Annotated in this window: 24 protein-coding genes; 9 read left to right on the top strand and 15 right to left on the bottom strand. The window is 64.0% G+C overall.

Going from position 1 to position 22,892, the window contains the following annotated elements; translation table 11 throughout:
• Positions 1-49: 49 nt before the first annotated feature.
• Positions 50-199 (bottom strand): hypothetical protein, encoded by a 150-nt coding sequence (locus FHY55_RS20460; protein ID WP_168222949.1) that lies wholly within the window; start codon positions 197-199, stop codon positions 50-52.
• A 197-nt stretch (positions 200-396) separates the two neighbouring features.
• Between FHY55_RS20460 and FHY55_RS07035 the strand changes: the two genes are divergently transcribed.
• The 7 genes from FHY55_RS07035 (at position 397) to FHY55_RS07005 (ending at position 8,773) form a co-directional block, all read left to right on the top strand.
• A complete protein-coding gene (locus FHY55_RS07035; protein ID WP_140013512.1) occupies positions 397-699 on the top strand; it encodes a hypothetical protein in 303 nt (100 codons plus the stop codon).
• Positions 692-2,485 carry a methyl-accepting chemotaxis protein gene (locus FHY55_RS07030; RefSeq protein ID WP_140013511.1) on the top strand — a complete coding sequence of 598 codons (1,794 nt, stop codon included), beginning with the start codon at positions 692-694 and terminating at the stop codon, positions 2,483-2,485. The genes FHY55_RS07035 and FHY55_RS07030 overlap by 8 nt, the downstream gene beginning before the upstream one ends.
• Before the next feature lie 153 nt (positions 2,486-2,638).
• Positions 2,639-3,766 (top strand): AI-2E family transporter, encoded by a 1,128-nt coding sequence (locus tag FHY55_RS07025; RefSeq protein WP_140013510.1) that lies wholly within the window; start codon positions 2,639-2,641, stop codon positions 3,764-3,766.
• Positions 3,767-3,769: 3 nt separating this feature from the next.
• Complete coding sequence (locus FHY55_RS07020) at positions 3,770-4,444, top strand: DnaA/Hda family protein (protein ID WP_140013509.1); 675 nt, start codon at positions 3,770-3,772, stop codon at positions 4,442-4,444.
• A 49-nt stretch (positions 4,445-4,493) separates the two neighbouring features.
• Entirely contained in the window at positions 4,494-6,668 is a 2,175-nt protein-coding gene (locus FHY55_RS07015; protein ID WP_140013508.1) for an RNA degradosome polyphosphate kinase, read from the top strand.
• 55 nt (positions 6,669-6,723) lie between these two features.
• Positions 6,724-8,265, top strand: a complete 1,542-nt coding sequence (locus FHY55_RS07010) for a Ppx/GppA family phosphatase (RefSeq protein WP_140013507.1) — start codon at positions 6,724-6,726, stop codon at positions 8,263-8,265.
• Positions 8,258-8,773, top strand: a complete 516-nt coding sequence (locus FHY55_RS07005) for a hypothetical protein (RefSeq protein ID WP_140013506.1) — start codon at positions 8,258-8,260, stop codon at positions 8,771-8,773. The genes FHY55_RS07010 and FHY55_RS07005 overlap by 8 nt, the downstream gene beginning before the upstream one ends.
• A 50-nt stretch (positions 8,774-8,823) precedes the next feature.
• Here FHY55_RS07005 and FHY55_RS07000 read toward each other — a convergent pair whose 3' ends face one another.
• The 6 genes from FHY55_RS07000 to scpA all read right to left on the bottom strand — a co-directional run bounded on the left by FHY55_RS07000 (position 8,824) and on the right by scpA (position 14,369).
• Positions 8,824-9,225, bottom strand: coding sequence for a hypothetical protein (locus FHY55_RS07000; protein WP_140013505.1), 402 nt, complete (start codon positions 9,223-9,225; stop codon positions 8,824-8,826).
• Positions 9,226-9,262: 37 nt separating this feature from the next.
• On the bottom strand, positions 9,263-10,300 hold the full coding sequence (locus FHY55_RS06995) for an endonuclease/exonuclease/phosphatase family protein (RefSeq protein WP_140013504.1): 1,038 nt from the start codon (positions 10,298-10,300) through the stop codon (positions 9,263-9,265).
• Complete coding sequence (locus FHY55_RS06990) at positions 10,297-10,971, bottom strand: molecular chaperone DjiA (RefSeq protein WP_140013503.1); 675 nt, start codon at positions 10,969-10,971, stop codon at positions 10,297-10,299. Before FHY55_RS06990 ends, FHY55_RS06995 begins: the two co-directional genes overlap by 4 nt.
• Before the next feature lie 31 nt (positions 10,972-11,002).
• Entirely contained in the window at positions 11,003-11,479 is a 477-nt protein-coding gene (locus FHY55_RS06985) for a GNAT family N-acetyltransferase (protein ID WP_140013502.1), read from the bottom strand.
• Positions 11,467-12,066 (bottom strand): VOC family protein, encoded by a 600-nt coding sequence (locus FHY55_RS06980; RefSeq protein ID WP_140013501.1) that lies wholly within the window; start codon positions 12,064-12,066, stop codon positions 11,467-11,469. Before FHY55_RS06980 ends, FHY55_RS06985 begins: the two co-directional genes overlap by 13 nt.
• Before the next feature lie 176 nt (positions 12,067-12,242).
• Entirely contained in the window at positions 12,243-14,369 is a 2,127-nt protein-coding gene (gene scpA / locus FHY55_RS06975) for a methylmalonyl-CoA mutase (RefSeq protein ID WP_140013500.1), read from the bottom strand.
• Positions 14,370-14,480: 111 nt separating this feature from the next.
• Here scpA and FHY55_RS06970 point away from each other — a divergent pair, with 111 nt between their 5' ends.
• On the top strand, positions 14,481-14,975 hold the full coding sequence (locus FHY55_RS06970; protein WP_140013499.1) for a DUF4174 domain-containing protein: 495 nt from the start codon (positions 14,481-14,483) through the stop codon (positions 14,973-14,975).
• 202 nt (positions 14,976-15,177) lie between these two features.
• Here the strand turns inward: FHY55_RS06970 and FHY55_RS06965 are convergent, their stop codons facing one another.
• The 8 genes from FHY55_RS06965 to FHY55_RS06935 all read right to left on the bottom strand — a co-directional run bounded on the left by FHY55_RS06965 (position 15,178) and on the right by FHY55_RS06935 (position 21,465).
• Positions 15,178-15,567 (bottom strand): hypothetical protein, encoded by a 390-nt coding sequence (locus FHY55_RS06965; protein WP_140013498.1) that lies wholly within the window; start codon positions 15,565-15,567, stop codon positions 15,178-15,180.
• Positions 15,564-17,564 carry an acetyl/propionyl/methylcrotonyl-CoA carboxylase subunit alpha gene (locus FHY55_RS06960; RefSeq protein ID WP_140013497.1) on the bottom strand — a complete coding sequence of 667 codons (2,001 nt, stop codon included), beginning with the start codon at positions 17,562-17,564 and terminating at the stop codon, positions 15,564-15,566. Before FHY55_RS06960 ends, FHY55_RS06965 begins: the two co-directional genes overlap by 4 nt.
• Positions 17,565-17,717: 153 nt before the next feature.
• The gene (locus FHY55_RS06955; RefSeq protein WP_140013496.1) at positions 17,718-17,903 is read right to left on the bottom strand and encodes a YMGG-like glycine zipper-containing protein; all 186 of its coding nucleotides are present in this window, start codon (positions 17,901-17,903) and stop codon (positions 17,718-17,720) included.
• Between the two features lie 132 nt (positions 17,904-18,035).
• Positions 18,036-18,236 (bottom strand): YMGG-like glycine zipper-containing protein, encoded by a 201-nt coding sequence (locus FHY55_RS06950; protein WP_140013495.1) that lies wholly within the window; start codon positions 18,234-18,236, stop codon positions 18,036-18,038.
• A 334-nt stretch (positions 18,237-18,570) separates the two neighbouring features.
• Positions 18,571-18,930, bottom strand: a complete 360-nt coding sequence (locus FHY55_RS06945; RefSeq protein WP_140013494.1) for a hypothetical protein — start codon at positions 18,928-18,930, stop codon at positions 18,571-18,573.
• A gap of 66 nt (positions 18,931-18,996) precedes the next feature.
• Positions 18,997-19,122 (bottom strand): hypothetical protein, encoded by a 126-nt coding sequence (locus tag FHY55_RS20865; RefSeq protein ID WP_256377575.1) that lies wholly within the window; start codon positions 19,120-19,122, stop codon positions 18,997-18,999.
• Between the two features lie 220 nt (positions 19,123-19,342).
• A complete protein-coding gene (locus FHY55_RS06940; protein WP_140013493.1) occupies positions 19,343-19,717 on the bottom strand; it encodes a DUF6497 family protein in 375 nt (124 codons plus the stop codon).
• 215 nt (positions 19,718-19,932) lie between these two features.
• A complete protein-coding gene (locus FHY55_RS06935) occupies positions 19,933-21,465 on the bottom strand; it encodes an acyl-CoA carboxylase subunit beta (protein WP_140013492.1) in 1,533 nt (510 codons plus the stop codon).
• Positions 21,466-21,655: 190 nt separating this feature from the next.
• Here FHY55_RS06935 and FHY55_RS06930 point away from each other — a divergent pair, with 190 nt between their 5' ends.
• Positions 21,656-22,888, top strand: coding sequence for a multidrug effflux MFS transporter (locus FHY55_RS06930; RefSeq protein ID WP_140013491.1), 1,233 nt, complete (start codon positions 21,656-21,658; stop codon positions 22,886-22,888).
• Positions 22,889-22,892: the final 4 nt, after the last annotated feature.

Below are 22,892 nucleotides of genomic sequence, written 5' to 3'. Positions count from 1 at the left end.
TCTGGGGCGATGTGTGTTGCCCCGAGGCTCTAGCCCATCGCGGGCGGGCTCACAAGATTTTGGCTTTGCGCGGCGGCTTGGGCGCGGGGCGGTCCTTCCCGGCGGCCTCCGGCTCTGGGCGCGACTCGGGCACCGCAACCTCGGGCTTGGGCGCGGGCGGCGGAACGGTAAGAGCGGAGAGCTTGAGATAACGGGTCATCGGGCAGCGGCTTTCATTCTGATGGCTCCAGACTGGACGCTGCCCTAGGGGCAAGCAATCACGCCACCAGTGAATCACGGCTTTTTCACAGCCCAATCGCGCGTGGCCCTCAATAAGTGGCAAAAGTTGCCGCGCGTTAAGCCAACAGAAAGGCGGAAGCCATAGAGCCTGTGCTGTGAAGCATTGAAATGATCCGCATGCGCAATAGCCTGGCCATAGTTCTTACTTTCATTGGCACCATCGCCATAACGCCCGTGGCTGCCATACTGGCCGCGCCGGTGGCCGACGGGCCGGTGCTGATCGTTCTGCCGCCATGGGCTGACGCCGAGGCCGTGCTCGCCGCCTCGGGTGGGCGGCTCATCGGGCCAACCCGTGCGCCATTCGCCATGCTCGCCGCCTACCCGTCCCCCACCGCTGCGCGCTCGGCCCCCGGCCACGGGGCCTGGGCCGTGTTCAACGGTGGCGCAATTGCCCTTCTCTGTGGAGCCTCCAATGCCTAAGTCCGCGCCCCTGCTTCTGACTGCCGATCAAGCGATCGACCCGAGCGTGGATCACGCCCTCGAAGAAGCCCGCGCCAACGCCGTCAAATTGCTGTCGCGCCTCACGCCAGTGATCTGGCTGTTGGCGCTCGCGGCAGAGTGGATGATGGGCGGCAACTTCATGGTGATGGGTCTCGCCGGAGGGGCCTTCACCCTGCTTGGGCTGGCGGCCCCCCGCTTCGCCCCCCGCGCCGCCCGCATCCTCGTGGCTCAATCCCTCACTGGCCTGGCGATCTCGCTCAACGCCGCACTCGCAGGGCACCCGATGCAGATCGACAGCCACATGACCTATTTCGCCGTGCTCGCCATGCTCGTTGCCATGGCGGATATCGTGCCCCTGCTGGTGGCGGCGGGCACGATCGCGGTGCATCACCTCGTGCTCACCTTCGCCCTCCCGGCGCTGGTCTACCCCTCCTCCGATCTGGCCCTCAATGTCGGGCGCACAGTGTTTCATGCCATCATCGTGGTGGCAGAAACCTCCGTTCTCACGCTGACAATCCTCAATCGCATCTCCCTGTCGCGAGAAGCCTCCCAAAAGGCTCGTGAAAGCCGGTTTGCAAAGGCGAGAGCCGAAGAGAGCAGCACAAAAGCCCTCGAAGAAGCCAGCCGCGCGACGGAGGCACTGGGGCAGGCGAAAGTGCAATCCAAGGCCGCTGCAAAGGCCCGCTCAGAGGCCGAAACGGCGCTGAGGGAGGTTGAAAAGCGGGCGGCCGAGGCGGCCGAAGCGGAGGCGCGCGAGGCCCGCACCGCGGCCGAACGCAACGAAGCCCTCGCGCGGTTGCTGGAAGTCTTCCGACAAAAACTCGCACGCATGGCCGAAGGTGACCTTGCAGTGCGCGTAACCGAAGATCTGGGCGCAGACTTTGACGACCTCGCCCATCACTTCAACGGTGCCGGCGAGCGGCTGTGCTCCACGATGAACGCAGTCATCTCTCAAGCGGCCTCGATCAATGAGCAATCCCGCGAACTGTCGTCTTCTGCCACAGATCTTTCGACTCGCACCGAAAAGCAGGCCGCAACCCTCGCACAAATCGCGGCCACCCTGAAGGAATTGACGCGCACCATCGAAATCGTGGCCAGCGAATCGCGCGATGCCCGCAAACAGGCTGAAAGCACCTCAACCGAAGCCGCCGAGGGCACAGGCATCATGGCCGAGGCGGTGGACGCGATGAACCGCATCGAAGAAAGCTCACGCGAAATCCACAAAATTACCTCTGTGATTGACGACATTGCCTTCCAGACCAATCTTCTCGCACTCAACGCCGGGGTGGAGGCCGCCCGCGCGGGCGAGGCCGGGCGCGGCTTTGCCGTGGTCGCTTCCGAGGTCCGCGCGCTGGCCCAGCGCAGCTCCGATGCTGCGCGTGAGATCAATGGCCTCATCTCCAACTCGGTTGGCGAAATTTCCAACGGCGCCTCACTGGTGAAGAACACCGGCACAGCGCTTGAAGGGATACAGGCCTCTGTCACCGGCATTGTCGAGCGCCTCCGCTCCATCGCCGATGCCACCTCCGATCAGTCGCGAGGTCTGAGCGAGGTGAACGAGGCCGTCTCCGAACTTGAGCGCGTCACCCAGCAGAATGCAGGCATGTTCGAAGAGACCACAGCCGCCAACGCCATGCTCGCAGGCAGCGCCGATGAGCTGAACGCGCTGATGAAGGGGTTCTCGCTTGCCGAAGACAATGCCTCGGTCGCCACGAAACCGCCTCAAGATATACCCGTCATGCCGCCCCTGCGCGCGGCCTCCTAACCCCCGGTCGCGCGCCCCACGCCGCGCAACAAGCCCTGCCTCGGCGCCAGCCGGGAGCCAACAACCACGGCACAGGCCCGCCCTGGCCCCAACCGCCCTTGCGCCTCGCCCGCCCACAGGCATTATGGGCCCGAAACGAGCACAGGGGCAGGTATGGCACTTCCCGTCGGCACACAGGCCAAATACTGGACACTCGCCGCCGTGGTTTTCTTCGGCGTGCTTTACGTGCTGGGCGACGTGATCCTGCCGTTCATCCTTGGCGGCGCGGTGGCCTACTGCCTTGATCCAGTAGCCGACCGGCTCGAAAAGCTGGGCCTGCACCGCATCGCGGCGGTCATCCTCATCTCAGTCGTCGCCCTGTTGATCTTCGTCCTCGGCGCGCTGCTGATCATGCCCACGCTGGTCGAGCAATCCATCGCCCTCTTCAAAGCCGCGCCGCAGATCTTCTCTGATCTGCGCAACTTCCTCACCACCCGCTTCCCCGACCTGATGGACGGAGAAAGCACCATCTCCAAGTCGCTCGCGAGCCTCGGCGAAACGATTCAATCCAAGGGCGGCGAGTTCGTATCTTCGCTGGTGGCCTCCGTCTCGGGCATCGTCAACGTGCTGGTGCTGCTCGTCCTCGTGCCCATCGTCGCCTTCTACCTCCTGCTGGACTGGGACAGGATGGTGGCCCGCATCGACGATCTGCTGCCCCGCGACCATGCCCCCACCATCCGCCACCTCGCCCGCGAGATCGACAAGACGCTCGCCGCCTTCATCCGCGGCCAAGGCACCGTTTGCCTCGTGCTGGGCATCTTCTATGCCGTGGCCCTCATGTCGGTTGGCCTCAACTTCGGCCTCGTTGTCGGGGCCGTGGCCGGGGCGCTCACCTTCATCCCATACGTCGGCGCCCTCGTTGGCGGCGCGCTGGCCATCGGGCTGGCGTTCTTCCAGTTTTGGGGCGAATGGTGGTGGATCGGCGCGGTGGCCATCATCTTCTTCTTCGGCCAGTTCCTAGAGGGCAACGTGCTCACACCCAACCTCGTCGGCCAGTCCGTTGGCCTGCACCCGGTCTGGCTGATCTTCGCGCTCTCCGCCTTCGGCACCCTCTTCGGCTTCACCGGCATGCTCGTAGCCGTCCCGGTGGCCGCCTCGCTCGGTGTTATCGCGCGCTGGGCCATCGGCCAGTACAAGCAGGGCAGGCTTTATCGTGGGCTCTATGATCAGGAGGCCGTGGCCGAGGCCCGAACGCCCGAAGAAACCTCCGCCGATATCGCCAAGTCCCGGCTGAAAGACTAGCCCATGCCCCGCCAGCTCCCGATAGATCTCCCGGTGATCGAGGCCACCGGGCGCGATGCTTTCTTCATCTCGCCCGCCAATGCCGATGCCGCTGCGCTGATCGACGACAGCCCGATGTGGCCAAACGGGCGGCTGCTGCTGAGCGGACCGGAAGGGGCGGGCAAGAGCCACCTCGCCGCGATCTGGGCCGCCGATACCTGCGCGACCCGGCTCGACACCCTCGGCCTTGCACAGCTGCCCCCGCCCGAGCCGGGCAGCTCGCTGCTGGTCGAAGACATTCACCTCATCCTCGGCACCCGCGAGCAGGAAGAGCCGCTTTTCCACCTCCTCAACCGCGCCGCCGCCGCCCCCGCCCGGCTGCTGCTCACGGCGCGCGAGCCGCTTCCGCCCCGCGCCCTGCCCGACCTCGAAACCCGCCTTCAGGCAACGCCCCGCGCGCGGCTCGCCGAGCCGGACGACATGTTGCTCACCGCGCTCCTCGTCAAACACTTCACCGACCGGCAGCTCACGCCAACGCAAAAACTGCTCGATTACCTGCTGCCACGCATGGAGCGCTCTGCCGCCGCCGCGCGCCGGCTGGTGATCGCGCTGGATCGGCACCAACTCGCCACAGGGCGCAAGCTCTCTCGCAAGCTGGCGCGCGAGGTCTTGGATGATGGCGGCTTTTCAGGCACATAGAAGGTAAGACCGTCATCCAGACGTGACTTTTCCAGCCTAAACCCGTGCCATGACCCAATCCGACTTCCTCACAGCCGCATATCCGGCCCCCGTCGAGCTTGACGCAGATGACCTGTCCGGGCCGTCGCGCTTCTATAACCGCGAACTCTCATGGCTGGGGTTCAATTGGCGGGTGCTGGAAGAGGCGGAAAACCCGCGTGTTCCCCTGCTCGAACGCATCCGCTTTGTCTCGATCTCGGCCACCAACCTCGACGAGTTTTACACCGTCCGCGTCGCCGGCTTGCGCGAGCTTGCCCGCGCCGGCAACACCACGCCCGCCGCCGATGGCCTCAGCCCCGCCGAGCAGTTGCTGCTCATCAACACCGATGCCCGCAAGCTCATGGCCCGCCAGCAAGAAACCTGGGCAGCGCTGCGCAAGGAACTGGAAGAAAACGACATTTCCCTGCTCGACGCCAAGAGCCTGAGCAAGGAAGATCACGCGTTTCTGGCCGATTACTTCCTCGCGCAGGTGTTTCCGGTGCTCTCGCCGCTCGCCATCGACCCGGCCCACCCTTTCCCGTTCATCGCCAACACCGGCTTCTGCCTCGCGCTCCAGCTGGAGAGCGAGAACTCGGGCCGCAAGCTTGATGCCATCCTGCCGATCCCCCATCAGGTCGATCGGTTCATCGCCCTGCCCGCGACAGAGGGCAAACACCGCTTTCTGCCGCTCGAAGCCCTGCTGCGCCTGCACATCGGCTCGCTCTTTCCGGGCTACCGCGAGAAGGGTTCCTGCACCTTCCGCGTGCTGCGTGACAGCGACCTTGAGCTTGAGGAAGAGGCCGAAGATCTCGTCCGCGAGTTCGAAACCGCGCTCAAGCGCCGCCGCCGCGGCGAGGTCATCCGCCTCAACATGTCCTCCGGCGCGCCCAAGGCGTTGAAGGCGCTCATCATGCGTGAGCTGGAGGTGGATGATGAGGAGGTGATCGAAACCAGCGGCATCCTCGGCGTTGCCGACCTCAAAGAACTGGTGATCGATGCCCGCCCCGATCTGCTCTGGCCCAGTTTCACGCCCCGCGTGCCCGAGCGCGTGCAAGACCACGAGGGCGACATGTTTGCAGCGATCCGCCAGAAGGACATGCTGCTGCATCACCCCTATGAAACCTTCGATATGGTGGTGCGCTTTCTCCAGCAGGCCGCGCGCGACCCGGATGTGGTGGCGATCAAGCAAACGCTCTACCGCACGTCAAAAAACTCGCCCATCGTCGAGGCGCTCTGCGAGGCGGCGGAAGACGGCAAATCGGTCACCGCGCTGGTCGAGCTGAAGGCCCGCTTCGACGAGGCTGCGAACATCCGCCAAAGTCGGCGGCTGGAGCGCTCTGGCGCGCATGTCGTTTACGGCTTCATGAACTACAAGACCCACGCCAAGATCAGCACCGTGGTGCGGCGTGAGGGCAAGGAGCTGGTGACCTACACCCACTACGGCACCGGCAACTACCACCCGATCACCGCCCGCATCTACACCGACCTGTCGCTCTTTACCTGCGACAAGGCGCTGGGCCGTGACGCGGGCAAGGTCTTCAACTACCTCTCCGGCTACGCCCAGCCCGGCGAGTTGGAGAACCTTTCGATCTCGCCGATCTCGCTCAAGTCCACCCTGCTGAAGATGATCGCCGCCGAGGCCGAGCACGCCCGCGCCGGCAAGCCTGCCGAGATCTGGGCCAAGATGAACTCGCTGATCGAGCCCGATGTGATCGATGCGCTCTATGCCGCCTCTCAAGCCGGGGTGAAGATCAGCCTCGTCATCCGTGGCATCTGCGGCGTGCGCCCCGGCATCAAGGGCCTGTCAGAGAACATCCGCGTCAAATCCATCGTCGGGCGCTACCTTGAGCACTCCCGCATCGTCTGCTTTGGCAACGGCCACGGTCTGCCCTCCAAGAAGGCGCGGGTCTATATTTCGTCGGCTGACTGGATGGGCCGAAACCTCAATCGCCGGGTCGAAACGCTGGTGGAATGCACCAACCCTACGGTGAAGGCCCAGATCACCGAGCAGGTGATGGCCGCCAACATGGCAGACACCGCGCAAAGCTGGGTGATGAAGCCCGATGGCAGCTTTTACCGGCCCGCGCTCTCCAAGGGCACCCAGCCGTTCAACTGCCACCGCTTCTTCATGGAAAACCCCTCCCTTTCGGGGCGCGGATCGGCGGGGGCTGGCGATGTTCCCGAGCTGACCCACTCCAAAGATTGACCTTCCGCGCGCGCGCCCTCTATCAAGTCAAGGCAAGCACTTCCGGGGAGAGGACATGGACGGATCAGGCGAGCAGCAACGAAGCCTCGGCCCTTTCGGACGCCCGATATTCGATCACCCCGATGCGCAGGCGCTCTCCCGCGTCGGCGTTATCGACATAGGCTCCAACTCCGTCCGCATGGTGATCTTCGATGGCGCGGCCCGCTCGCCCGCCTATTTCTTCAATGAAAAGGTGATGTGCGGCCTCGGCGAAGGCATGGGCGAAACCGGACGCCTCAACCCCGAAGGCCGCACCCGGGCGCTGGCCGCGATCCGCCGGTTCTATGCGCTGGCCCGTGGCATGGGAATCCCGCCGCTCACCGCCTGCGCCACCGCCGCCGTACGCAACGCCGATGACGGTCCGGAATTTTGCGCCGAGATCAAGGCGGCCACCGGGCTTGAGGTCTATGTGGTGGACGGCGAAGAGGAGGCCCGGCTTTCGGCACAGGGCGTGCTCGTGGGCTGGCCCGGCGCCACCGGCCTGGCCTGCGATATCGGCGGCTCCTCAATGGAGCTGGCCCTGTTGGAAGACGGCGGCGTTGGGGCACGTGCCTCCACCTCGCTCGGCCCGCTCCGGCTGAAAACCATCAAGGGCGGTCGCAAGGCCCGCAAGACCGAGATCGACGAAACGCTCGATCAGCTGGCCAAGGCCCTGCCCAAGCATAAGCGCCTCTACCTTGTCGGCGGCTCGTGGCGGGCCATCGCCAAGATTGATATCCACCGGCGGGGCTACCCGCTGCATGTGCTGCACGACTATCACGCCACCCCTGCCCAACTCCGCAAAACGCTGGATTGGCTGCGCGGGCGCGATCTGGAAGAGGTGCGCAGCGAAGTCGGCCTGTCCGCCGCGCGGATCGCTCTGGTGCCGGTGGCGGGCGAAGTGCTGCGGCGTCTGATGAAGAAATTCGGCACCAAGGAGGTGTGGATCTCGGCCTATGGCATCCGCGAGGGCATGCTCTACGAACAGATGTCAGACCTGATCCGCGCCCGCGACCCGCTGATCGAGGCCGCCCGCTTCGACGAGGCGCAAAACGCCCGCGTGCCCGGCTTTGGCCGCACGCTCTACGACTTCGTCATGCCGCTGTTCCGCAATGCCCGCGCCGACAAGCAACGCCTGATCCGCGCCGCCTGCCTGCTGCACGATGTAAGCTGGCGCGCCCACCCCGACTACCGGGGCGAGGTTTGCTTCGACAATGCCACCCGCTCCAACCTCGGCGGGATAGATCACAATGGCCGGATCTTCGTTGGCCTCGCCCTGCTCCACCGCTACCGCAACGCCGCCCCCGGCTCGCACCTTGAGCCGATGGTCGAGCTGCTCTCGGACCGTGACCGGCAAATGGCCGTAGTGCTCGGCAAGGCCATGCGCTTTGGCGCAATGTTCTCAGGCAACAACCCCGAAGCCATGTGCCGGATGGAATACCGCCCGAAAAAGAAAGAACTGAAACTGGTGCTCCCCCGCGCAACCGCCGACCTCTACGGCGAGGTGGCCGAGGCCCGGTTCAAGTCGCTGGCAAGCGAGTTGGGCTGCGAAATGCACGTCCGGCTCGCCGGTGACTGAGCCCCTTCCCACCACGCTTGCGCTGCCCTACTTCGACGGTGCCGAGGTGAAGGTGCTCGACCTCGGCCCACCCGTCTCCCCCGCACCCGAGGAGGCAACCCGCGCTCTTACCGCATTTCTGCAACTCACCCCGCAGGACCGATTGGCCGACAGCCTGCACGTCTATAACTACTATCTTGATTTTCATCAGGCCGTGGGCGGGGAAGACTGGCTGGATGATGAGATGGGCATTCCCGAAAGCCCCGAGGACATCTGGAGCCATGTCACCCCCGGCACAATCCACCTGACAGACGATCCGCGCCACCCGGGCCATGTCTTTCTAGTGATGGAGGCAAATTGCGCCTGGGAGCAGGAACACGGGCTGATGATGATCTGGCAAGACGGCACCGCCCTGACCAAAACCGGCGGCTACGACGGGCATGTCACCAACGAAACAGCCTATGCCAAGCCCGAGTTGGCGGGCACGGTCTACGCCGCAACCAACCCGGCCCTCACCACCCGGCGCTAAGCCCGAAATCTGCTCATTGCCAGCCCGTCGGGTAAGTAAACCCCTCCGCGCTACAACTCGATCTCGCCCTCCGGGTCGAAATCGGGCATCGGGCTGCGCGGGGCCTTTCGCTCCATCTCCTCGGGCGTCTTGCGACGGATGATGATGTCACCATTCTCAAGCCGCTCAGGCGGGTGATACTGATCGAACTCGCCGATCATTTCCGCCAGTTCCGCCATCTGCGGCCCGATCTGCTCGGCCAGATCGCGCATCACCGGCTCCATTTCCCGCGCCATATCTTTCAGCGCAGGCTCCATCTCTTCGGCAAGACCGCGAAAGAAGAGCAACATCCCCTCTTCCACGAGGTTAAAGCCCTCATCCATATCGCCACGAGGCCGGGGCTCGGCCTCCTGCGCAACAGCCGGGGCAAAGGCGAGCGTGCTCGCAAGGGTCAAGGCAGCAAGGTGTTTCATGGCCTCAATATAGGCACGCGCGCCCGGCGTTTCAAAGTCAGGTCACCAGATCGACGCTGACAGGGAAGTGATCAGAGGCCGCAAGCAGCGCCTCCCGCAGCTCGGGCAGCGCATAAATCGCCGGGTCATCAAAGGGATGCCAGATCCGCCAGCCCGCCGCCCGGCTGGCCAGCCCGGGCGACAGCATGAGGTAGTCGAGCAATGCGCTCAGATAGCGCTTTTCCTCACGAATGTAGAACCGGGCCGAAGTGTCATGGGCCTGCATCACGCCGCCCGCCATCGCCTGCCTTGCATGCGGGTCCACAAGCCGCATCGGCGCGGGCTGGTCCGCCCCCAGCACAATCTCCATCCCCGAACGGCCAAACAGCGCCTCGTATTCATCCAGCCCCGGGCCGTCGTTGAAGTCCCCGGCCACCACCAGCGCCTCGCCCTTCGCCAGATGCTGCTCCACCCGGCGGCGCAGCCAGATGGATTGCGCCAGCTGCTTGCGCCGGTTGGCGATGGAGATGCGCGTGGCATCGGCCTCCGAGCGCGCACCATGCGGGGCCTTGCTCTTGATATGCACGCCAATCAACCGCACCGGCTCGTCGATCCCTTTCAGCCGCAGCTCCGCCTCCAGCGGCGGCTTGGAAAACCGCACAAGGTCTTCGCGCGCGTCGATATCAAGGTCGATCCGGAAGGTGCCGTCAAACCGCGGGGCATCCTCGCTGCCCTTCTTGCCGGTCACCTGCCCCACCGGATCATGCCGCGCCTCTACCGTGTCCGGATCATAGAGCAGCGCCAGCTCCTGCTGCGTGTCGTTGTGAAACCCCACCAACGCCTTGCGTGCCCGCAGCCCGAAGAGCCGCGCAAACCCCTCCAAGGCGGCCTCCGTCCGGCGCGGCGCCTTCCAATCCGGCGCTTCCACGATCAGCACCGCATCGGCATCTAGCGCGGTAAACACAATGCCCAGCGCCTCCAGCTGCGCGGCACGCGTCACGTTCCATCGCGCCGACCATTCGCCATCAGCCAGCGGGGCGCCTTCCTCATCAAAGAGCGCGTTGAACCACTCCACGTTATAGGTGGCCAGTCTCACTTCCCGCTGATCTCTTCCCACGCCCGGTTGATCGCGATCATCCGCTTCTCGGCCATCCGCACCGCCTCTTCGGGCACGCCGCGCGCCATCATCACATCGGGGTGGCTCTCGCGCACCTGTCGCCGCCATGCCGCGCGAATTTCATCAGTTGGCGCATCGGGGCTGACCCCCAGCACCGCATAGGGATCGGATTCCGCATCCGGCACAAAGCGCGCCCGAAGCGAGCGAAACTCCCGCTCGCTCACCCGAAAAATCGCCGCCACCCGCGCCAGAAAGTCATCTTCATTGGGGTGATACTCGCCATCGGCCATGGCGATATGAAACAACCCTTCCAACAGGTCGGTCAGGGCGCCGTGCCCGTCATCGAACATCCGCGCGATCCGGGCAGCATAATCCTCAAAGCCTGCCACATCCTGCCGCGCAAGGTTGAAGACCCTCGCCGCATTGGCCTCCTCGGAGGGCGGAATGGTAAACACCTCGCGAAAGGCGGTGACCTCATCTTTCGTCACCATCCCATCGGCCTTGGCCATCTTCGCGCCAAGAGCAATCACCGCGATGGTAAAGCCCACCGTGCGCTCAGGCGCAGTGCGCAAACGGTCAAACACCGCCCCAAGCCCCTCGCCCGCGCGAAGAGCCGAAAGCGCATCACCTATACGGGACCAAATCGACATGGGGTCACCTTAACCACCTGCGCCGAGGGGGTCACAAAAATTTCTGCATCAGCACAAGGTCATGCCAGCGGTCAAACTTCCAGCCGACCTGCCGCAACCGGGCGACCTCCTGAAAGCCCAGAGCCGCGTGAAACCTTGCGCCGGCCTCATTCTCACCGCTCACGCCCGCAAAGAGCGAATGTACCCCCGCCGCACTGGCATGGGCACAAAGCGCCGCCATCAAGGCCCGCCCCGCGCCACGGCCCCAAGCCTCCGGCCGTACAGCGATCGAGTGTTCCTTGGTCCGCCCATAGCCAACGCCGCCGCGAAACGGCCCATAGCTGGCATAGCCCACCACCCGGCCCGCCTGCTCGGTAACCCAAAAGGGCGCCTGCTCCATCGCTGCGGCAATCTCGTCCGGCACCTTCTCGACGCTGTTGAAGGTCACCACCGTCTCGCGAACCACCCAGTTGATCAGCTCGCAAATCGGCCCCGCATCTTCCGGCGCGGCCCGCCTTACCTCAGCCACTTCACGCCCCCCGGCGTGTCAAACCGGGCTGCCATCCGCGTCGGCCCCCGCATGAACCGAAACCGCGTGTCCTCAAGCCCCAGCAGCTTCAAGTCCCGCGCCTCTGCATGGCCCACCAGCAACTCCGCCAGCCGCACGCCCACGTCCGGCAAGGCGGGCGCCGGATGCGGGCCCTGCCACTCCATCAGGGCGGGGTGCATGTTGTTCATCGGCAAAATGCCATCCTCCGGCACTGCCATCGACCAGCGATACGCGCCCCGCGTCAGCGCCAAAGGCACGCCCGCACCGGGATGCGCGGCCACCGCCGCGCCAAGGTCATCCACCCGGCACACCCAACGCGCAATCCGCGGCTGGCCCTCGAAACGATCAAGGTCAAACCACCGCGCCCGCCCCGGCTTGGGGGCCTCCGGGTCCACCGCGATGACCTCCAGATATTCTTCGCCCCCAAGCGACAACAGGGCATTATGAGTGCCAAAGGCCGCGTGCTGCCCACCCGGTGAAAGCGCCACAGCCAGCGCCTCCTCCACATAGGCCACCCCCTCCTCCAGCCGTCCGCACAGCACTGCGATATGGTCAAATTCAATCATGCCCGCATGAAAGCCACGCCCCGCCCCAAAGCACAAGCCGGTTCATTTTCTTGCTGGAAATACTCCAATGCGACGCGTGCAGAACAGCCCGCCGCACGGTGCAGAGGGCCGCGCCAGCCAGAGGCCGGGGGTGGTGGCGCGGGGTGGGCGGGCGGGAGCGCCGCCACCCCCGGCCCCTACCCCCGCGCCGCGCGAATGAGTTTCAGCACATCCTGCGCCGCTGTCGGAATGTTGGTTCCGGGCCCAAAGATCGCCTTCACACCTGACTTGTAAAGAAAGTCATAATCCTGCTGCGGAATGACCCCGCCGCAGATCACGATGATATCCTCCGCGCCCGCCGCCTTCAGCGCCTCCACCAGTTTGGGTGCCAGCGTCTTGTGCCCCGCCGCCTGGCTGGAGATGCCAACCACATGCACATCGTTGTCCACCGCGTCCTGCGCGGCTTCCTCCGGTGTCTGGAACAGCGGCCCCACGTCCACGTCAAAGCCGATATCGGCGAAAGCCGTGGCAATCACCTTGGCCCCCCGGTCGTGGCCGTCCTGCCCCATCTTCACCACCAGCATCCGGGGCCGGCGGCCCTCTTCCTCGGCGAACGCCTCTACCGAGGCCTGTATCGCGGCAAAGCCCTCGTCACCGTCATAGGCCGCACCATAGACGCCCGCCAAGGTCTTCACCTCGGCCCGGTGGCGGCCAAACACCTTTTCCATCGCCATGCTGATCTCCCCCACGCTCGCCCGCGCCCGCGCGGCCTCAACAGCCGCCTCCAGCAGGTTGCCGCCCTCGCGCGCCCGCCGCTCCAACTCGCCCAGCGCCGCATCGCAGGCGGCCTGATCTCGGCTCCCGCGAATGCGCTCCAGCCGCGCCACCTGATTTTCCCGTACCTTCACATTATCGACGTCGAGTATGTCGATCGGGTCTTCCTTGTCCTTGCGGTACTTGTTGACGCCAACAATCACCTCCTCGCCCCGGTCGATCATCGCCTGCCGCCGCGCGGCGCTCTCCTCGATCCGCAGCTTGGGCATCCCCGAGGCCACCGCCTTGGTCATGCCGCCCATCTCCTCGACCTCTTCGATCAGCGCCCAGGCCTTCTCGATCAGCTCATCGGTCAGGCTTTCGACGTAGTAGGAGCCCGCCAGCGGGTCGACGACGCGCGTCACCTGCGTTTCTTCCTGCAAAATCAGCTGCGTATTCCGCGCGATCCGGGCCGAAAACTCGGTGGGCAGGGCAATCGCCTCGTCCAGCGCATTGGTATGGAGCGACTGCGTGCCCCCAAGCACCGCGCTCATCGCCTCATAGGCCGTGCGGATCACGTTGTTGTAGGGATCCTGCTCCTGAAGGCTCACGCCGCTCGTCTGGCAGTGCGTCCGCAGCATCTTGCTGCGCTCACTCTGCGCCCCGAACTCCGTCATGATCCGGTGCCAAAGCGTGCGCGCCGCCCGCAGCTTGGCGATCTCCATGAAAAAATTCATCCCGATGGCGAAGAAGAAGCTGAGACGCCCGGCAAACTTGTCCACGTCCATCCCCGCCTCGATGGCCGCCCGCACATATTCGCGCCCGTCCGCCAGCGTATAGGCCAGCTCCTGCACAAGGTTCGCGCCCGCCTCCTGCATGTGGTAGCCGGAAATCGAGATCGAGTTGAACTTGGGCATCTCGTTGGAGGTGTATTCGATGATGTCCGAGATGATCCGCATGCTCGGCTCGGGCGGATACACATAGGTATTCCGCACCATGAACTCCTTCAGAATGTCGTTCTGAATGGTGCCCGAGAGCAGCGCCCTGTCATGCCCCTGCTCCTCGCCGGTCACGATGAAATTGGCGAGGATCGGAATGACCGCCCCATTCATCGTCATCGACACAGAGACAGTATCCAGCGGAATCCCGTTAAACAGGATCTTCATGTCCTCAACACTGTCAATCGCCACCCCGGCCTTGCCCACATCGCCCTCAACGCGCGGATGGTCGCTGTCATAGCCCCGGTGGGTGGCCAGATCGAAGGCGACAGAAACCCCCTGCTGCCCCGCATCCAGCGCCTTGCGATAAAAGGCGTTGCTCTCCTCGGCGGTCGAAAACCCGGCATATTGCCGAATGGTCCAGGGCCGCCCGGCATACATCGTCGCCTTCGGCCCACGGGTAAACGGCGCCTGCCCGGGGATGCTGCCCATATGGTCCAACCCGTCCACATCCGCCTCGGTGTAGAGGGGTTTCACCCGGATGCCTTCCAGCGTTTCCCAGTCAAGGCTCTCCAGCGGTTTGCCCCGCAGTTCCTTCTCGGCAATCGCCTTCCAATCGTCGGTCTTGCTCATCGGAGCCTCCCTTTCAGGTCCGCATCATCTCTTGTGGTCACATCACAGGGCCGCGTTGCCCCTTCGCATTCGGCGCGATGACGCCTATATCCTTGGCAACAGGAGAATTTCATGCGGCTCGCCCCCATTGCCCTCGCGGCGCTCATCACGTCCCCCCTTGCGGCACAGGAAACCGGCCCTGCCGTCATCTCCGAAGGTGCGGCGGAGGAGGCGGCAGAGGCTGTTGCCGCTGAAGTGGCAGGCGACGCGCGCGAGTTGCAGATCCTCGCGGCCTCCGAGGTGACGCTGGCAGATTTTCTCTGGCTGCGCAGGCCCATCGTCGTCTTTGCCGATACCCCCGCCGACCCGCGCTTCGCCGAACAGCTGGAGCTTCTCGCCGCCCGCCCCGGCGCGCTCATGGATCGGGACGCGGTGATCATTACCGATACCGACCCGGCCACCCTTTCACCGGTGCGCAAGCAACTCCGCCCGCGCGGCTTCCAACTCGTGCTGATCGGCAAGGATGGCGAGGTGAAGCTACGCAAACCCTTCCCGTGGGACGTGCGCGAAATCACCCGCAGCATCGACAAATGGCCGCTCCGGCGCGACGAATTGCGCAAGAAGTAGCGCGCACCGCTTCGAGGACGGGCCCCAAGATGGCCGACCGAACCCGGACTCGTGAGGAGTTGGGCAGTAAGACCAGAACCGGCAGCGACTTCTGAAGCTTTCTGGCGGTCCCCGGCCACGCGCCTACGCCCGATTCCGCCGGGATTTCTCACGCCAAGCGCCGCCGCTCCAGCACCTACCAGCTTATGCCGGCCCGGCGCGCTCACGTGTTAGTCACTTGCCCATGCGTGGCCCAGCCACCCAGTGCAAAAAGCAGGAACAGCATCAGCACCAAGGCTTCGGAAGGCGCAAAAATTCCGGCCAGCATCAGGCCGCAGGCCAGAACCATCATGCCCACCACGGCGCCGATCCCCCGTATCCACCAGTCCCGCCCGGCGGTCAGCCCTGTCATCCGGGTTACGATCATCGTCCAGGCCGCGAGGCCAGCCAGCCCGCAGACCAGCGCCATGCCCGCCAGCAGCGCAAGGCCTGCGCCGGTTTTGCCGTCCGGTGCCACCCCCCGGCCTGCAAGGTTGAGGATGGCCCAGGCCACAAAGACACCTGTAGCGAAGCCCACCGCATGGGCCAGAAGTGCGCGCAGTCCCGGGGTCATTCGAACTCCATAATCACATCGTCCACCGCAAGGCTGTCACCCGGCCCGGCGTTTATCTTGGCCACCTTGGCCGTTTTCTCGGCGCGCAGGATGTTTTCCATCTTCATCGCCTCCACAGTGCACAGCGCCTGCCCCTCCTGCACCTCATCGCCCTTGGCCACGTCGACCTTCACAATGAGGCCGGGCATCGGGCACAGCAGCATCTTCGAAGTGTCCGGCGGCAGGCGCTCGGGCATCAGCGCCGCCAATTCGGCCTGGCGCGGGGTCCAGACCTTCACCGGCACATCCGCGCCCCGGAACCGGATGCGAAAGCCGCTTGTCAGCTTGCCCACCTTCAGCACCATCAGCGCACCGTCGATCTTCACCCGGGCAAGGCTGTCGCCCGGCGTCCAGTCGGAGGCCACGCGATGCACGGTGCCATCCGAGAAGGCCACGGTTGCACCGGCCTTGTCGGCCGCGATCTCGGTCACCAGCGTTTCACCCGCCACCGAAACGACCCACTCAGAGCCAACGTGCCGCTCGTGGTTGTCCATGCGCCCCGACACGCGGCTTCGGCGAATTTCGGCCAGCCGATACATTGCCGCCGCCGCCGCCGCGACCCGCCGCTTATCAACGTCGCTCAGCTCAACACCTTGAAACCCATCGGGATATTCTTCCTCGATGAAGGCCGTGGTGATGTTGCCAGAAACAAACTTCGGATGGTCCATCACCGCCGCGAGGAACGGCAGATTGTGCCCGATCCCCTCCAGCTCGAAGCTGTCGAGCGCCACCCGCATCTCCTCGATGGCTTCCTCCCGCGTCGGGGCCCATGTGCAGAGCTTGGCGATCATCGGGTCGTAATACATGCTGATCTCGCCGCCTTCATAGACGCCAGTATCGTTGCGCACGGCCCGTGTCTCCTCGGTCACCTCCTCCGGCGGACGATAAGCCACCAGCCGACCGATCGACGGCAGGAAGTTGCGATAGGGGTCTTCGGCATAAAGGCGGCTCTCCATCGCCCAGCCGTTCAGCTTCACCTCGTCCTGGGTGAGGCTCAGCGGCTCGCCGTTGGCCACGCGGATCATCTGTTCCACAAGGTCCACGCCGGTGATCAGCTCGGTCACCGGATGCTCCACTTGTAGCCGCGTGTTCATTTCGAGGAAGTAAAAGTTCTTCTCGCCATCGACGATAAACTCCACCGTGCCCGCGCTGGTGTAGCCCACCGCCTGAGCCAGCGCGACGGCCTGCTCGCCCATCGCCCGACGCGTCTCCTCGTCAAGAAACGGCGAGGGCGCCTCTTCAATCACCTTTTGGTTCCGCCGCTGGATCGAGCACTCACGCTCGCCAAGGTAGATCCCGTTGCCATGGGCATCGCAGAGCACCTGAATCTCAATGTGGCGCGGCTGGGTGACGAACTTCTCAATGAAGATCCGGTCATCGCCAAAGCTGCTCGCCGCCTCGTTCTTCGAACTCTGAAAGCCCTCGCGCGCCTCCTCGTCGTTCCACGCGATCCGCATCCCCTTGCCGCCGCCGCCCGCGCTGGCCTTGATCATCACCGGATAGCCGATTTCGCCGCTGATCTTCACCGCCTCATCGGCATCCTCGATCAGCCCCATGTAGCCGGGCACCGTACTGACGCCCGCCTCCTGCGCGATTTTCTTGGAGGTGATCTTGTCGCCCATTGCCTCAATCGCCCCGACCGGCGGGCCGATGAAGGCCACGCCCTCGGCTTCCAGCGCCTGAGCGAACTTCGGGTTCTCGGAGAGAAAGCCATAGCCCGGGTGCACCGCCTGCGCGCCGGTCTGGCGGATCGCGTCCATGATCTTGTCGATCACGATGTAAGACTGGTTCGCGGCAGGCGGGCCGATATGCACCGCTTCATCCGCCATCTCCACATGCAGGGCATGCTTGTCGGCATCCGAATAAACGGCCACCGTCCTGATCCCCATCTTGCGCGCCGTTTTGATAACCCGGCAGGCAATTTCCCCCCGGTTGGCGATCAGGATCTTGTCGAACATCTTTACTGTCCCTCTTGTGGCTTGGCTTCGCGGAGCGGTGGAACGCAAAAAGCGCTCTCCGGGCGGCAGGCCCGAAGAACGCTTTGGTGAGCTTTCATGCTGTCAAACGCCCGCCCGCGCCCGGCACGGCGGCCGGTGCAAGCAGCGGTGTTATCAGAGGTCGTTGGAAATGGCGCCCACGCCCGCGCCAACCGCCGCCCCGACAACCGGGTCATTGTCCGTGGCCTCAGCGGCAACGGCCCCAACCCCGGCACCGACGGCGGCGCGCTCAAGGTCGTTGTCGCAGGCCGCGACGAGCAGAATTGCGGGAAGGGTCGCGCCCAGAATGATCTTGCGCATGTCTGTTTTCCTCTCAAACGATTGGCCCTGCCGCGTTGCGCGTCGCAGAGCAATTTCAGGTCTGAGAGAGAAACAAAGGCTTCGCCGGCCCGGTTCCACGGCCCGGCGAAATTTCGCTGGTTTTGCCGTAGCTTAGAACGCGTCGGCGATGTCGTCCGAGAGGGCGCCCACGCCTGCGCCAACAGCGGCCCCGACAAGCGGGTCGTTGTCGGTTGCGCTTGCGGCAACGGCACCGATGCCAGCGCCAACGGCCGCGCGCTGCACGTCGTTGTCAAGGCACCCGGAGAGGGCGAACACGAAAGGAAGGGCGGCGGCCCAGATGAGTTTTTGCATGATGTACTGCCTCGAGTTTTATTGTTTATGGGCAGCGTTTTACAGCAAAACACGGAGTCCGTGAAGCCAAATTCGTCACCCCCACGCCCAAGACCTTCGAAACAGGCGAACATGCGCCGCGCCGAAAAAGGGTGTGGCCTGACCCTAACGGGGCCAGACCACATAGAAGGGGAAGGGTAACGGTTTTGACTTATTAAGGCCGACGCAAGCTTGCTGGAGAACGCCGGGCCTGAAGCGACATTCGCAGTCAGGCCGCGGTCGAACAAGCGCACCGTGACGCAACGGCAGTTTTGAGCCGTTTCCCGCCAATTCCCCCTGGTCCGCCTCGGCAAAATCACGCCCAGCCCTCCTCTTCGAAGGCTTCGGGGAAGGCCCGCCGCGCTGCGGCTTCATCAATCTTCAGAAGGGCTTCGTAGCTTGCCGGATCAAACGGGTCTTCGGCAGGCACCACCTCGCGGCCGAAAAGCCAGCTCAAGCGGCCCGCATCAAGGTTGCCGCGCTCGAAGGGCTCCGCGCCAAACTGCTCCCACAGCGCCGCCATGAAGCCCGAATCGGCACGGCGATCGGCTGGCCGTCGGTCGGCAAAGCGTTCACGCGCCTTGAGAGGCGTTGCGCCACCTTTGGACGGACGTCGGATTACAAATTGAAAGTCAGTACCGGGGAGGCGGCCAGGAAAGCCGCGATGTTTGATCATGCGCCACGCTCCCGGATGAGCGGGCGGAGGGTTGGGGCAGGCCCGAAGGCCTGCCCCAATGTAGAATTAGTACTTCGAGTAGGTCGGCTCTTCGACCACAACTTCTTCCACAACAACTTCGTCCTGCTGGGCGCAGGCAGCCACGAAGGCAACGAGGCTGATGGCGAGAAGGGTTTTGATGCTCTTCGACATCTCTGTCTCCTAATAATCTGTGAGGTGCGCAGAAAGCGTTGACACTCCCCAGGTCCCTCATTCGAGTTCACAGCCAAATAGGTCTGGCCAAGCGTGAGGTTAATGCAATTATCAGAGGAAAAACAGGCCCATCCGTGCAGTTGAATCCCCTGTGGCGGGATTGCATCAAACCCCACCATGAAGGCGCGCAAACGCCTTGTTTTATTGGCATCTTGCATCATCATCGCCACTCGCACCCGGCCTCGGTGATATCATAGGAGGCAATAAATTGCGTGGCCTGCGGGTCCGGCTGACCCCGTTCCACCACCCGGTCCATCAATGCGATGACGATTTGGTCGACAGGTGATTCATGCCCCGCCGCCGTGGCCAGACCCGCACCGTTGCAGAGCGCGTCCATTTCCCCGGCCACGTCATCATAGCCCAGCGTTCCACCCTCGCGGGCGATCTGCGGGGCAAGGTAACGCATCACCAGCCACCGCTCTTCGGCACCCTCCGTACGGCCCACATGCACCTCAACCAGCGCATCGTGCAGCACGGCCCAATCCTCTGGCAGATCTTTCGCGATGGCAGGGGCGGCAAGGAACGGCAGCGCCAAAAGAAGCGCTCCGCGCCGGGGCCTCCCCTCCCCTGCGCGGAGCGGCCGAACGCGAACGTCCGGCTTAAGGCCGCGCGCCTTGCTCAGGCAGCTAAGACGGCCAATTCTTTTTGAAACTCCCGCCGGGCGGCGGCGGGAAGTCTGTCGTTTGTGCCATGAAAATATCATTCTGGCTATCCCCCTTACCTACAGGAATGCACGCAGCGGAATTCCGCTCAGAGCGGAATGTTGTCGTGCTTCTTCCAAGGGTTGGTCAGTTTCTTGTTTCTGAGAGATGCAAAAGCCCGCGCCACTCGCTTGCGGGTTGAGCGCGGCTGGATCACCTCATCTATAAAGCCCTTCTCCGCGGCCACGAAGGGGTTGGCAAACCGGTCCTCGTAATCCTTCGCGCGGGCGGCGATTTTATCCGGGTCGCCCAACTCGCTGCGGTACAGAATTTCCGTTGCCCCCTTGGCTCCCATCACCGCAATCTCGGCGGTGGGCCAAGCGTAATTGAAGTCGCCGCGCAGGTGCTTGGAGGCCATCACATCATAGGCCCCACCGTAGGCCTTGCGGGTGATCACCGTCACCTTCGGCACCGTCGCCTCGCCATAGGCGAACAGCAGCTTCGCCCCGTGTTTGATCACCCCGCCATACTCCTGCGAAGTGCCCGGAAGAAAGCCCGGCACGTCCACCAGCGTCAGGATGGGAATCTCGAAGGCATCGCAGAACCGCACGAATCGGGCGGCCTTCCGCGACGAATCAATGTCGAGGCACCCGGCCAGCACCATCGGCTGATTCGCCACCACGCCCACTGTCTGCCCTTCCAGCCGGATGAAGCCGGTGATGATGTTCTTGGCGAAGTCTTCTTGGATCTCGTAAAAATCCCCCTCGTCACCGATCTTCACGATCAGTTCCTTCATGTCGTAAGGGGTATTCGCGTTTTCGGGCACCAGCGTGTCGAGGCTCTTTTCCACCCGCGCCACATCATCGAAGAAGGGGCGCACAGGGGGCTTCTCACGGTTGTTCAGCGGCAGAAAATCCACCAGCCGCCGCACTTCCGTCATCGCTTCCACGTCGTTTTCGAAGGCCCCATCGGCCACGCTCGACTTCTTCGTATGGGTAGAGGCGCCGCCCAGCTCTTCGGCGGTAACCTGTTCATTTGTAACGGTTTTCACCACATCTGGCCCGGTGACGAACATGTAGCTGCTTTCCTTCACCATGAAGATGAAGTCGGTCATCGCCGGGCTATACACCGCGCCGCCTGCGCAGGGGCCCATGATGACGCTGATCTGCGGCACCACGCCGGAGGCCATGATGTTGCGCTGGAACACCTCGGCATAGCCTGCTAGCGAAGCCACGCCTTCCTGAATACGCGCCCCGCCCGAGTCGTTCAGGCCAATCACAGGCGCGCCGTTCTGCACCGCCATATCCATGATCTTGCAGATCTTCTGGGCGTGGGTTTCGGAGAGCGAACCACCAAAAACGGTAAAGTCCTGCGAAAATACATAGACCATGCGGCCATTGATCGTTCCCCAGCCGGTCACCACCCCGTCCCCCGCTGGGCGCTGCTCTTCCATGCCGAAATCGGTGCAGCGGTGGGCCACGAACATGTCAAACTCTTCAAAGCTGCCTTCGTCGAGCAGCAGCTCGATCCGCTCGCGCGCCGTCAGCTTGCCCTTGGCGTGCTGCGCATCAATCCGCCTTTGGCCACCGCCCGCGCGGGCTTCGGCCCGGCGCTCTTCGAGTTGCTCCAGAATGTCCTTCATGGCCATCTCCCCGGGTAATTTCGTTTTGCTATAGGGTCTCACGGACGTGGGACAAAGGGAAATTCGGAAAATTTGCAAACTATTGGCAAGGCACAACTAGCTAACTGCAAAACAGAATATTTCATGCGTCGAGCACATTTTTTCCGCCCAGATAGTAGACAAAACAGATCCCCCCGCCTAACTCCCCGCAATGAGTTACGGCAGCAAGGTCCGATTTGCGGACCGCACCACCCCACCGCATGTCTTCACCCTCGTGCTCGTCGCTTCGATGACCGCACTGACGATGAACGTGTTTCTGCCCTCGCTCCCCTCGATGGCCGCGCATTTCAACACCGAGTATCGGGTGATCGGCCTTGCCGTCTCACTCTTTCTTGCGGTCAACGCTGTCTTGCAAGTCATCGTTGGCCCCCTCTCCGACTGGTTCGGACGGCGGGTGGTGCTGATCGTCGCCATCACCATCTTCCTCGGCGCGACGCTCGGCTGCATCTACGCCCCTACGGTTGAGGTTTTCCTGTTCTTCCGCATGTGTCAGGCCGTTGTGGCCGCTGGCATGGTGCTGAGCCGCGCCATCGTGCGCGACGTGGTGCCGATGAATCAGGCCGCCTCGATGATCGGCTATGTCACCATGGGCATGAGCCTTGTGCCGATGATCGCCCCCGCCATCGGCGGCAAGCTCGACGAGTGGTTCGGCTGGCAGGCCAGCTTCTGGCTGATGTTCGGCTTCGGCGTGACGCTGCTCTGCCTCGTGCTGACCGACCTCGGTGAAACGCTGCACACCCGCAAGGCCCGCTTCTCCGAGCAGTTCCGCGGCTACCCCACCCTGCTCAGCTCCTACCGGTTCTGGGGCTACGCGCTGGCCGCCGCCTTCGCTTCCGGGGCCTTCTTCGCCTACCTTGGCGGCGCGCCCTTCGTTGCCACCGAGTACTTCGGGCTGCCACCCTCGCAGATGGGCTTCTTCTTCGGCTTTCCCGCCGTCGGCTACCTGCTGGGCAACGCCTTCACCGGGCGGTTCGCCAGCCGCTTCGGGATCAACCGTATGGTGCTCTGGGGCTGCATCCTTACGACCTGCGGTATCTCGCTGCACCTCTGCGTCTACCTCGCAGGGCTGCGCGACCCGTTTCTCTTCTTCGCCTTCTTCACATTCGTCGGGCTGGGCAACGGGCTGGTCATGCCCAATGCCGCGGCGGGGCTGGTGTCTGTCCGGCCAGATCTGGCCGGCTCCGCCTCCGGCCTCGGCGGCGCAATCCAGATTGCAGGCGGCGCAGCCCTCTCGGCGCTGGCCGCCGCCCTGCTCACCGAGGGCTCCACGCCCCTGCCCCTCCTTATCGTGATGGTGGCCACCTCCGTGGGCAGCCTCGTGTCGATCTGCGTGGTGCTGATGCGAGAGCGCCAGCTTGCCGGGTCGCCCGACGCCCTCACCTGATTTG

It is taken from the genome of Oceanicola sp. D3 (assembly GCF_006351965.1).
Taxonomy (GTDB): Bacteria; Pseudomonadota; Alphaproteobacteria; order Rhodobacterales; family Rhodobacteraceae; genus Vannielia.
The sequence above is the reverse complement of the archived record's forward strand: the minus strand, read 5'-3'. Positions and strand labels throughout refer to the sequence as shown.